Annotated in this window: 8 protein-coding genes; 4 read left to right on the forward strand and 4 right to left on the reverse strand. The window is 69.7% G+C overall.

What is annotated here, in order from left to right:
• Positions 1 to 13: 13 nt before the first annotated feature.
• Both FOF48_RS21345 and FOF48_RS21350 read right to left on the reverse strand, forming a co-directional pair.
• Positions 14 to 610: a glutathione S-transferase family protein gene (locus tag FOF48_RS21345; protein ID WP_143904579.1), complete on the reverse strand. Its 597-nt coding sequence runs from the start codon at positions 608 to 610 to the stop codon at positions 14 to 16.
• 35 nt (positions 611 to 645) lie between these two features.
• Complete coding sequence (locus FOF48_RS21350) at positions 646 to 1,491, reverse strand: MBL fold metallo-hydrolase (RefSeq protein ID WP_143904794.1); 846 nt, start codon at positions 1,489 to 1,491, stop codon at positions 646 to 648.
• 117 nt (positions 1,492 to 1,608) lie between these two features.
• Here FOF48_RS21350 and FOF48_RS21355 point away from each other — a divergent pair, with 117 nt between their 5' ends.
• Both FOF48_RS21355 and FOF48_RS21360 read left to right on the forward strand, forming a co-directional pair.
• The gene (locus tag FOF48_RS21355; RefSeq protein WP_143904581.1) at positions 1,609 to 2,385 is read left to right on the forward strand and encodes an AraC family transcriptional regulator; all 777 of its coding nucleotides are present in this window, start codon (positions 1,609 to 1,611) and stop codon (positions 2,383 to 2,385) included.
• 211 nt (positions 2,386 to 2,596) lie between these two features.
• The gene (locus FOF48_RS21360; RefSeq protein ID WP_143904583.1) at positions 2,597 to 4,690 is read left to right on the forward strand and encodes a S46 family peptidase; all 2,094 of its coding nucleotides are present in this window, start codon (positions 2,597 to 2,599) and stop codon (positions 4,688 to 4,690) included.
• A 120-nt stretch (positions 4,691 to 4,810) separates the two neighbouring features.
• On the opposite strand, the gene guaA is transcribed toward FOF48_RS21360, so the two are convergent.
• Positions 4,811 to 6,364 carry a glutamine-hydrolyzing GMP synthase gene (gene guaA / locus FOF48_RS21365; protein ID WP_143904586.1) on the reverse strand — a complete coding sequence of 518 codons (1,554 nt, stop codon included), beginning with the start codon at positions 6,362 to 6,364 and terminating at the stop codon, positions 4,811 to 4,813.
• Between the two features lie 124 nt (positions 6,365 to 6,488).
• Between guaA and FOF48_RS21370 the strand changes: the two genes are divergently transcribed.
• The gene (locus FOF48_RS21370; protein WP_143904588.1) at positions 6,489 to 7,073 is read left to right on the forward strand and encodes a hypothetical protein; all 585 of its coding nucleotides are present in this window, start codon (positions 6,489 to 6,491) and stop codon (positions 7,071 to 7,073) included.
• 75 nt (positions 7,074 to 7,148) lie between these two features.
• On the opposite strand, the gene guaB is transcribed toward FOF48_RS21370, so the two are convergent.
• The gene (gene guaB, locus FOF48_RS21375; RefSeq protein ID WP_143904590.1) at positions 7,149 to 8,606 is read right to left on the reverse strand and encodes an IMP dehydrogenase; all 1,458 of its coding nucleotides are present in this window, start codon (positions 8,604 to 8,606) and stop codon (positions 7,149 to 7,151) included.
• A 164-nt stretch (positions 8,607 to 8,770) separates the two neighbouring features.
• On the opposite strand from guaB, the gene FOF48_RS21380 reads away from it, so the two are divergent.
• Entirely contained in the window at positions 8,771 to 11,035 is a 2,265-nt protein-coding gene (locus FOF48_RS21380; RefSeq protein WP_143904592.1) for a TIGR02266 family protein, read from the forward strand.
• Positions 11,036 to 11,173: the final 138 nt, after the last annotated feature.

Raw genomic sequence — 11,173 nt, forward strand, 5'->3', positions numbered from 1 at the left:
TACCGCAACGCCATCACGGCGTGACCGCCCGGCGGACGGCGGGGCGCTGCGTGTGACGCGTCACGTAGTCCACCAGCCGCGGGTGCCCTTCCAGGAGCTTCAGCGTGTGGGCCAGATGGAGGATCGAAGCCATCACCACGTCGGCGGCCGTGAAGTGCGCCCCCACGAGGAACTCCCGGCCGTCGAGCCGCGAGTCCACGACCGCGAGCACCGCGTTCAACCGCTGCCGGGACAGCGGCGCTTCCGCCTGCTGTCCCTCCGGAAGCCGCGCGTGCCGGAAGAAGTCCAGCACCACCGGCTCCACGGTGTCCTCCGCGACGGCGATCCACTGGTAATACGCGGCGCGTTCGGCGGAGCCCACGGGGGGCGCCAGGTGATGCTCCGGGAACCGGTCCGCCAGGTGCATGCAGATGGCCGAGGACTCGAACAGCGTCACGTCCCCGTCCACCAGCGTCGGGACCTGGCCGAAGGGATTCAGCGCCAGGTACTCCGGCGTCGACGTGTCCCCCTTCGAGGGCTCCACCTTCACCAGCTCGTACGGCACCCCGAGCTCCTCCAGCAGCCAGCGGGCGCGGGTCGCTCGGGTCCTGGGCGTGAAATAGAGCTTCATGGGCGCACCTCCGAACAGGTCCGCCCCGAGTGCTATCACGCGGCCCCGTGTGCGGGTCCACCGCGCAGCCGCTCGAACTCCACCGCGCAGTGCGCGGAGAACACCTTCACTTCGTGCCCATGCGCGCGCACCAGCTCGCGCAGCCGCTCCTGGTTCGCGAGCCGCGCGGCGTTGTCCACCGACCTCAGCCGCTGGAACAGCGCCACGCCCCACGGGCTCCGCGGCGCCACCGGATCCACCTCGTGGTGGCTGAAGTACGCGTCTCCCGCGTGCAGCACCCAGCCCCCGGGGCCCTTCACCGCGACGCCGCAGTGGCCGGCCGTGTGTCCCGCCAGCGGCACCAGCAGCACCTCCGCGTCCAGGCCCGGAATCACCCGGACGGACTCGAAGCCGAACCAGCGCTCGCCGTCCACGGCGTACCGGTTCCACTTCGGCCCGTGCTCCCACTGCACCGGCCGGTAGCCGAACATCGCGCCCGGCTTCGGCGGCACCAGGGCCGCGTCGTGCTCGTCCCCGAACACGTGGACCTGGGCCTCCGGGAAGTCCGCCAGCCCGCCAATGTGGTCCAGGTCCATGTGCGTCGGCACGATGTGCCGCACGTCCCCGCGCTGGAACCCCAGGCGCTCCACCTGGGCCAGCGCCGTCTCGGCCAGCTCCAACCGGGGCGCGTTCCGGGCCACGAACCGCCCGCCCAGCCGCTGCTTCGCGTCCTGGACATCCCGGGTCCCCAGCCCCGTGTCCACCAGGACGAGCCCCCGTGGCGTCTCCAGCAGCAGGCAGTGGCAGACCATCCGGGCGCGCTCGAAGAGCCCGCCGTCGCCCGTGACGAACCGGGCGCTGGAGGGACACAGGGTTCCGCAGTTCAGGTGATGGATTCGCATGCCCGTCACTGTACGAATCCACCCCACGGGCCCGATTGGAGGAATCGGCCAGAGTCCGGTGGCCCGCGCCCGGACCGGGTTGCTGCCCGGGGCCCGCCGCGCCATGGTTGCCGGCGCATGGCCTCCCCGTCCGAGCACACGCTGACCCCGCGGGCCGACCTGTCGCGCTTCGTCCAGCGGGCACGGCTCCTCTGGCGGGGCCCGTCCCCGGACGCCTACGTCCGCCTCCCGGACGGCACCGTCGAGCTGGTGGTCCGCGTCACGGCGTCGTCCTGCGACGTGCACGCGCTGGGGCCCCGGGAGCACGTGCTGCGCAAGGCGCCGTCGGAGGTGCCGCCCGACACGCTGGGCCTCCAGTTCAAGCCCGGGGGCGCGTATCCGTTCTTCGGTGTGCCCATGTCGGAGCTGGCCCGCCGGTCGCTTTCCATCGACACGCTCTGGGGCCGGGCCGACGGCGCGAGGCTGCGCGCCCAGCTCGCGGAGGCCCGCTCCCCCGAGGCCCGCCTGCGCGCGCTCGAGGCCGCCCTCGCGGACCGGCTCCAGCGGGATGACGTCTACGAGCCCGCCGCCGCGTACCTCGTGCGGCGCGGCATCCGCCTGCTCACCGACGCGGTGGAGATTCCCCGCGTGGCCGGCCTGGCCCGTACGCTGGGCGTGAGCGAGCGGCACCTGCGCCGCGCCTTCGACGACGTGCTCGGCATGGGCCCCAAGGCCTTCGCGCGGCTCGTGCGCTTCCACCGCGCGCTCCGGGCCTCCAGTGTCCAGGGCGCACGGCCGGACTGGGGCGCCATCGCGGCCGGTGCTGGCTACTATGATCAGGCCCACCTCATCGCGGACTTCCGGGCCGTCACGGGCAGCACCCCGGGTGCATGGGTGCGGGCCCGGGTGGCCTGAGCCCCCTGCCCGTCCGCGTCGGACGCGGCGCGTCGGGATGCTGCGGGGCGGCGGATCCAGCTGCCTGGTGGGCCTCCTGGGAATCGAACGGGCGGCTGTGCGTTGTGCAGGAGGCGTGGGCGTTTTCCCCGCTTGACCGCCGCAGGGGCATCCCTCACAAACGCCCCGTCCCCGCGGGTCTCCGTTCCCGCGGCCCGAAAGGATCCCATTCATGAAGCGATTGATGGTCATCGCCGCCCTCGTGGGTGCCGCTCCGGCGCTCGCCGACGAAGGCATGTGGACGTACAACAACTTCCCCGCCGCGAAGGTGAAGCAGAAGTACGGCTTCGAGCCGGATCAGCAGTGGCTGGAGAAGCTGCGCCTGGGCGCGGTGCGTCTGGCTGGCGGCTGCTCCGCGAGCTTCGTGTCGCCGGACGGCCTGGTGATGACGAACCACCACTGCGCGCGCGGCTGCATCGAGCAGCTGTCCTCCGCGAAGCAGGACTACCTGGCCAACGGCTTCTACGCGAAGACGCAGGCCGAGGAGAAGCAGTGCCCGGCGATGGAGGTGAACCAGCTCGTCGAGATCACCGACGTCACCGACGCGCTGAACAAGGCCACCCAGTCGCTGTCCGGCAAGCAGTACTCGGACACGCTGAAGGCGGAGATGGCCAAGGTGGAGAAGGCCTGCGCCAACGGCGACGACAAGGTGCGTTGTGACGTCGTCACGCTGTACCAGGGCGGCAAGTACAACCTCTACAAGTACCGCCGCTTCCAGGACGTGCGCCTGGTGTTCGCCCCGGAGCACGCCATCGCCTTCTTCGGCGGTGACCCGGACAACTTCGAGTTCCCCCGCTACGACCTGGACGTGTCGTTCGTGCGCGTCTACCAGGACAAGCAGCCGGTGAAGACGCCGGACTACTTCAAGTGGTCCGAGCACGGCGCCAAGGAGAACGAGCTCACGTTCGTGGCCGGCAACCCGGGCCGCACCTCGCGCCAGCTGACCATCGCGGAGCTGGAGTACATCCGCGACGTGTCCATGCCCAAGTCGCTCATGTACCTGTCCGAGATGCGGGGCATGCTCACGGAGTTCCAGAAGCGCGGCCCCGAGCAGAAGCGCATCTCCAGCAACATGCTCTTCGGCGTGGAGAACGGCCTGAAGGCGTCCAAGGGCCGCCACGAGGCGCTGCTCGACAAGCAGTTCTTCGCGCAGAAGGTCGCCGCGGAGCAGGAGCTGCGCAAGAAGGTCGACGCGAACCCCGAGCTGAAGAAGAAGTACGCCGGCGCCTGGGATGAGATCGCCAAGGCGGAGGGGCAGCTCGTCAACCTCCGCAAGGACCTGAACTACATGGAGCAGGGCCAGGGCCTGTCGTCCTCCATGTACGTCATCGCCCGGACGCTGGTGCGCGCCAGCGAGGAGCTGCCCAAGGACAACGGCCAGCGGCTGCGTGAGTACAACGACGCCAACCAGCCCGCGCTCAAGGCGCAGCTCTTCAGCCCCGCGCCCATCTACCCGGAGCTGGAGATCGCCCGCCTGACGTTCAGCCTCACCAAGCTGCGCGAGGAGCTGGGCGCCAAGCACCCCTTCGTGAAGAAGGTCCTGGGCAAGGAGTCCCCGGAGCAGGTCGCCACCCGCGTGGTGAAGGGCAGCAAGCTGGCGGACGTCAAGGCGCGCCAGGCGCTCTTCGACGGTGGCAAGAAGGCCGTGGAGGCGTCCAAGGATCCGATGATCCAGCTGGCCCTCCTGGTGGACCCGGACGCCCGCGCCATCCGCAAGAAGTTCGAGGACGACGTGGAGTCCGTCATCCGGAAGAACAGCGAGCTGGTCGCCAAGGCGAGCTTCGACATCTACGGCACCAACCAGTACCCGGACGCGACGTTCTCCCCGCGCGTGTCCTTCGGTTCGGTGAAGGGCTACACGGAGAACGGCGCGCAGGTGGCGCCGTTCACCCAGATGGCTGGCACGTTCGAGCACGCCACGGGCCAGGAGCCGTTCGCCCTGCCCAAGTCGTGGGTGAAGTCGGAGAAGGTCATCAACGGCGCCACGCTGATGAACTTCGTCACCACCAACGACATCATCGGAGGCAACTCCGGTTCGCCGGTGCTGAACCAGAACCGCGAGGTCGTGGGCCTGGTGTTCGACGGCAACATCCAGTCGCTGGGCGGTGACTACGGCTTCGACGAGTCCGTGAACCGCACCGTGGCGGTCCACTCGGACGCCATCATCGAGGCGCTCCAGAAGATCTACGGCGCCAACCGCGTGCTGGAAGAGCTGCGCCCCGGTAGCACGAAGGTGACGCCGGTGAAGGCCAACCCGGCGGGGTAGTCTCCCCTTCCGCGGGCTGAAGTCCCCGAGGCTGCCTGGTTCGCGCCAGGCAGCCTCTTCTTTCATCCGCGCCCGCGAGGAGCCCTCACCCTGAACGGGGCTCCGCGGACGCCCTCCGGCTCACTCCCACTCGATGGTGGCGGGCGGCTTGGAGGAGATGTCGTAGACGACGCGGTTGATGCCGCGCACCTCGTTGGTGATGCGCGAGGAGATGCGCTCCAGGATGGGGAACGGGATGCGGGCCCAGTCCGCCGTCATCCCGTCCACGCTGGTGACGGCGCGCAGCACGCAGGTGGACTCGTAGGTGCGCTCGTCGCCCATCACGCCCACGCTCTGCACCGGCAGCAGCACCGCGAACGCCTGCCACACCTCGCGGTACAGGCCAGCCTTGTGGATCTCCTCCTGGACGATGGCGTCCGCGCGGCGCACCAGGTCCAGGCGCTTCTCGTTCACCTCGCCCAGCACCCGGATGGCCAGGCCCGGCCCCGGGAAGGGCTGGCGGGAGACCATCTCGTCCGGCAGACCCAGCTCGCGGCCCAGGGCGCGGACCTCGTCCTTGAAGAGCTCGCGCAGGGGCTCCACCAGCTTGAGCTTCATCTGCTCTGGCAGGCCGCCCACGTTGTGGTGGCTCTTGATGGTGACGGAGGGGCCCTTCCAGGACACGGATTCAATGACGTCCGGGTACAGCGTGCCCTGCGCCAGGAAGCCCGCGTCCTGCACGTCGCGCGAGGCCTCCTCGAACACGGCGATGAACTCCCGGCCGATGATCTTCCGCTTCTGCTCTGGATCGGTGACGCCGGCCAGCTTGGACAGGAAGCGCTCGCGCGCATCCACCGTCTTCAGGGGGACGTGGAAGCGGTCCACGAAGAGGGCCTCCACCTGCGCCCGCTCGCCCTGCCGCAGGACGCCGTTGTCCACGAAGATGCACTGGAGGCGCGGGCCGATGGCCCGGTGCAGCAGCAGCGCCGCCACGGAGCTGTCCACGCCGCCGGACAGCCCACAGATGACCCGGCCCTCCTCGCCCACCTGCTTGCGGATGGTCTCCACCGCCTCGTCGATGAAGCCCTTCATCGTCCAGGAGCCGGTGACCTTGCAGTCGTTGAAGAGGAAGGCGCGCAGCATCGTCTTGCCCTGCGGCGTGTGGACCACCTCCGGGTGGAACTGGAGGCCGTACCAGGGCTTCGTCGCATGGGCCGCCGCCGCGAAGGGCGAATTGCCGCTGCGGCCAATGGCCTCGAAACCGGGCGGCAGCACGTCCACCCGGTCCCCGTGGCTCATCCACACCTGCACCTGGTCGCCCGGATGGAACTCCGCGAACGGGCCGCGCGCGGTGAGCACCTCCACCGCCGCGCTGCCGAACTCCCGGTGCGCGCCCCGGTCGATGCGGCCGCCCAGCAGCTTGGAGATGAGCTGGAGGCCGTAGCAGATGCCCAGCACGGGGACGCCCGCGTCGAAGACGTAGGGGTCGCAGCGGGGGGAGCCAGGGGCCTCCACGGAGGCCGGGCCGCCGGACAGGATGATGCCGCGCGGCGCGAACTGGCGGATGTCGGCGGCGGGGAGGTCGGGGCGGTGTATCTCACAATACACCCCCAGCTCGCGCACCCGGCGGGCGATGAGCTGGGTGTACTGGCTCCCGAAATCAAGGATCAGGATCTTCTCGGAGTGCAGGTCCACCGGCGATTCTCCCAGGGGGCGTCGTTGACGGGTGGGGGCCCTTATCGCTACAAACTTCGGGAAATCAACGCTGAAAGGCCGTCAATTGTTCGTGCGCCGCCTGTCCGCTTCCACTGCAGCAGCCATGCTCCTCCTGTCCTCCTCGGGGTGCGTGAAGGAGATCTCCTCTGACGAACGTCTGGAGAGGGATACCCGCAGCGTCGCCGTGAAGGATGCGCCCGGCGTCACCGAGCTCTCCAAGCTCACCTGTGACGACACCACGGCGCCCCTCAACAAGGCGCGGGACGTCAACCGTCCGGAGTCGGACCGGCTGGTGGACTACGTCCAGCTCTACTCCTCGCTCCGGGAGCGCACCCACACCTTCGAGGACGCGATGGCCCGCAACCCGGACCTGAGCTACCGCGAGGGCAGCCAGAACCTGGTCAACGCCAAGGACACCTGCATCCAGCAGACGGCGGACGTCCGGGTGGAGTTCGAGATCTACCTGCGCGAGCTGGTGGACGTCCCCACGGTGCAGGAGATCAAGGGCGGCAACACCGTCACGGTGGCCCGCCTGGACTTCGGCACCATGAAGAAGGCCATCGAGACGCTGGACCCGGACGACCGCGAGCAGCTGCTCCAGCGCGTGAACGCCGCGGAGAAGCGCGTGTCGGCCGCGCCGGCCCCCGCGGAGGAGACCCCCGCCGGCGGCAAGCGTCGCGGCAAGTAGTCCCTCGCGGGCCTCCCCTGGGTGCGTCCCAGGGGAGCCTCCCCTGCCCCGGAGCTTCCTCCGGGGCGGGAAGCCCTACTCCATGCGGTAGTTGGGCGCTTCCTCGGTGATGATGACGTCGTGCACGTGGCTCTCCTTGAGCCCGGCGGACGTGATGCGCGTGAAGGTGGCCTTCGTGCGCAGCTCCTCGATGGTGGCGCACCCCACGTAGCCCATGCCGCTGCGGATGCCGCCCAGCATCTGGTGCACGTTCATGGACAGGCTGCCCTTGTACGGGACGCGGCCCTCGATGCCTTCGGGCACCAGCTTCACCGCCTCCACGTCGGACTGGAAGTAGCGGTCCTTGGCGCCCTGCTTCATCGCGCCCAGGCTGCCCATGCCCCGGTAGCTCTTGTAGCTGCGGCCCTGGTACAGGATGACGTCGCCAGGGGACTCCTCGGTGCCGGCGAACAGCGAGCCGATCATCACGGAGCTGGCGCCCGCGGCCAGGGCCTTGACGATGTCGCCCGAGTACTTGATGCCGCCGTCGGAGATGATGGGGATGCCGTGCTTGTCCGCTTCGCGGGCGCAGTCATCCACCGCCGTCACCTGGGGTACGCCCACGCCGGCCACCACGCGCGTGGTGCAGATGGAGCCCGGGCCGATGCCCACCTTCACCGCGTCCACGCCCGCCTCGATGAGCGCGCGCGTGCCTTCCGCGGTGGCCACGTTGCCGGCGATGAGGTCGAACCCGCGGAAGTTCTTGCGGGTGTCGCGCACGCCCTCCAGCACGCCCTTGGAGTGGCCGTGCGCGGTGTCCACGACGATGACGTCCACGCCCGCCTTGAGCAGCGCGTCGATGCGGGCCTCGCGGTCGGCGGACACGCCCACGGCGGCGGCGCAGAGCAGGCGGCCCTTCGCGTCCTTGGCCGCGTAGGGGTGGGTGCGGCGCTTCTCGATGTCCTTGATGGTGATGAGGCCCTTCAGCTCATAGGCCTCGTTCACGACGAGGAGCTTCTCGATGCGGTGCTCGTGGAGGAGCTTCTGGGCGTCGTCCTGGGAGATGCCCTCGCGGCCGGTGACGAGCTTCGTCGTCATCACGTCCTCGACCTTCTGGGTGAAGTTCTTCTCGAAGCGCACGTCGCGGCTGGTGACGATGCCCACCAGGCGCTTGCCCTGCACCACGGGGACGCCGGACACGCCGTGCGCCTTCATCAGCTCCAGCGCGCGAGAGAGCGGCGCCTTCGGTTCGATGGTGACCGGATCCACCACCATGCCGCTCTCGAACTTCTTGACCTTGAGGACCTCCAGCGCCTGCTGCTCGGGGGTCATGTTCTTGTGGATGACGCCAATGCCACCTTCCTGGGCCATGGCGATGGCCGTGCGGGCCTCCGTCACGGTGTCCATGGCGGCGGACAACAGGGGCACGTTGAGCCGGATGTTGCGCGTCAGGCGGGTCGTCAGGTCGGCATCACGGGGCGTGACGGCGCTCTCGCCGGGCAGCAGGAGCACGTCGTCGAAGGTGAGGGCCAACCGGATATCGGGGTTCAACATGGGGGCTCCCGGAGGCCCCGCGGGGCACCAGCGCCCGGCGGGTGCGTGTCCATACGGTTTACGCGGCAGCCGCGCAACGGAAGAAGGTTTTTTGCCGCCCGTTCCCTAGGACTTCGGGTGATACTCGGCGTCCCACACACACGACTTGGGACTTGGACCGGGCCTTGGCGGATTCGAATCAAGCGGGGGCGGTCGGGCTGGTGGTGAAGCTGCCCTTCGCCACCCCCGAGGAGTTCCTGGCGAAATACGGGGGCAACATCACCCGGGGGGGCATCTATTTGCGCGCCAAGGCCGTCCGCCCTCCGGGCACGGCCGTCACCCTGGACCTCCGCCTGGCGAGCGGCGACCGGCTCCTCTACACGGCGGCCATCGTCCACTTCGTCACCGGTCAGCAGGGCCAGGGCATCTCCGGGATGGGCCTGAGGTTCGGGGAGGCGGACGCACCGACCCGCCGGTTCCTGGACGCCGCCGTGGCCATCCTCCCCCACGCCCAGTCGGACGTACCGCCCGTGCCCAACGGGGTGGGCCCGGCGGACTTCACCGTCCCTGGCCCCGCCGCCGCCCCCGCCCTCCCCTCCGCCGCGCGCGCCGAGCCCGGCCCTGGCGCCGCCCGGGGGGACGGAGCTGATGTGCCCGGCGCTCCCACCGCACCCGCGCTGGAGATGGTGACGGCGGAGTCGTTGGATCTGAACACGGCCGAGCCACCCCGGGCCGGCCCTGTCATCGGCATCGACCTGGGGACGACGAACTCGTGCGCCGCGTTCGTGCGCGGCAACAAGCCGGGGGTGCTGCCCAGCCGCGAGGGTCACAACACGGTGCCCTCCATCCTGGCGTTCAACCAGCGCGGCAGGCTGGTGGTGGGCCACCCCGCCAAGGGGCAGATGCTCACCAACCCGCGCCAGACCGTGTACGGCGCCAAGCGGCTGGTGGGCCGGCCCTACGCGTCGCCCATCGTCGAGCAGATCAAGGGCCGCTTCCACTACGAGATCGCCGCGGGCCAGGCGGGCGAAGCGGCGGTGCGGCTGGGCGATCGCATCTACTCGCTCCAGCAGATCTCCGCGCTGATCCTCCGGGAGGTGCGCGAGGTGGCGCAGAACCAGCTGGGCCAGCCCATCTCCCGGGCGGTCATCACGGTGCCCGCCTACTACAACGACAACCAGCGGCAGGCCGTCCGCGAGGCGGGCAAGCTCGCGGGGCTGTACGTGGAGCGCATCCTCAACGAGCCCACGGCGGCGGCGCTGGCGTACGGCTATGGCAAGAAGCTCAACCAGCGCGTGCTGGTGTACGACCTGGGCGGCGGCACGTTCGACGCGTCGGTGCTGGAGCTGCACGACACCGTCTACGAGGTGATCTCCACCGGCGGCGACACGTTCCTGGGCGGCATCGACTTCGACAACGCCATCGTCGAGTCCCTGCTGGAGGAGTTCGAGCGGCAGACGGGCCGCGCCTTCCAGGGGGACCGGGTGGCCCTGCAGCGCATCAACGACGCGGCGGAGCGGGCCAAGTGCGCCCTGTCCGAGCGCTCGGAGATGCGCGTGCACGTGGCCTTCGTGACGATGATCGACAACAAGCCGTACGACCTGGACGTCACGCTCACGCGGCAGAAGTTGATCGCCCTGACGGAGAAGCTGGTCGACCGCACGGTCCAGGTCTGTGAAGAGGTGCTGCAGGCCAAGGGGCTGGGGCCCAAGGACATCGACGAGGTGATCCTCGTCGGAGGGCAGAGCCGCTTCCCGCTGGTGCACGAGAAGATCACCCAGTTCTTCGGCCGGCCGCCCAGCAAGGGCGTGCACCCGGACGAGGCCGTGGCGCTGGGCGCGGCGCTCCTGGCGCACAGTCTGGGGCAGCTGGAAGGCGTGGTGCTCATCGACGTGCTGCCCATGGCCATTGGCGTGGGGCTGCCCGGCGGGCGCTTCAAGCCGGTGCTGGAGCGCAACGTGTCGCTGCCGGCCTCCAAGGTCCACACGCTCTCCACGCACCGCGATGGACAGACGGAGCTGGAGCTCACCGTGTTCCAGGGTGACTCCGACCGGGCGCAGGACAATGAGTACCTGGGCACGTTGCGGCTCGCCGGCCTGCCAAAGCGTCCGCGCGGCGCGGTGCAGGTGACCGTCACCTTCGAGGTGAACAACGAGTCGCTGCTGAAGGTGACCGCGCGCGAGGGCACGACAGGTCGCGAAGTGGTCAGCACGTTCACCACCCGCGACACGCCGGAGGCCGTGAAGGCGCGGCTGTCCCAGCCGGAAGCGCCCGCGGTGCTGGTGCCTCCGACGTTGGCACCCGCGGCCTCCACCGGAGGCGCGCACTCCGTCAGTGCCGCGCGCAACCTGGCCGCGGCCGCCGCGCAGGGCGTGACTCCGGAGGTCGCGGGGGTGTCGAAGCCGAAGGGCTTCATGGGGTGGTTGAAGGGGTTGTTCGGCCGCGCTTGAAACTTTCACGCATCCCCGCTTCTTGAGTGAGTGGGTGGGTGATGCGCGCAGGGTCTCGTCACCGAGAGTGGCTGGAGGGTTCGAGCGTCGGGGCTGTTAAGAAGTGTCGACATTGTTTCGACACATGGATGGCCCCCC

The organism is Corallococcus sp. Z5C101001 (assembly GCF_007352635.1).
Classification (GTDB): Bacteria; Myxococcota; Myxococcia; order Myxococcales; family Myxococcaceae; genus Corallococcus; species Corallococcus silvisoli.

Coding starts and splice junctions, on each gene's coding strand:
- FOF48_RS21350 (WP_143904794.1), bottom strand. CDS start 1,491: ATGCGAATCCATCACCTGAACTGCGGAACCCTGTGTCCCTCCAGCGCC.
- FOF48_RS21370 (WP_143904588.1), top strand. CDS start 6,489: ATGCTCCTCCTGTCCTCCTCGGGGTGCGTGAAGGAGATCTCCTCTGAC.
- guaB (WP_143904590.1), bottom strand. CDS start 8,606: ATGTTGAACCCCGATATCCGGTTGGCCCTCACCTTCGACGACGTGCTC.
- FOF48_RS21360 (WP_143904583.1), top strand. CDS start 2,597: ATGAAGCGATTGATGGTCATCGCCGCCCTCGTGGGTGCCGCTCCGGCG.
- FOF48_RS21355 (WP_143904581.1), top strand. CDS start 1,609: ATGGCCTCCCCGTCCGAGCACACGCTGACCCCGCGGGCCGACCTGTCG.
- FOF48_RS21345 (WP_143904579.1), bottom strand. CDS start 610: ATGAAGCTCTATTTCACGCCCAGGACCCGAGCGACCCGCGCCCGCTGG.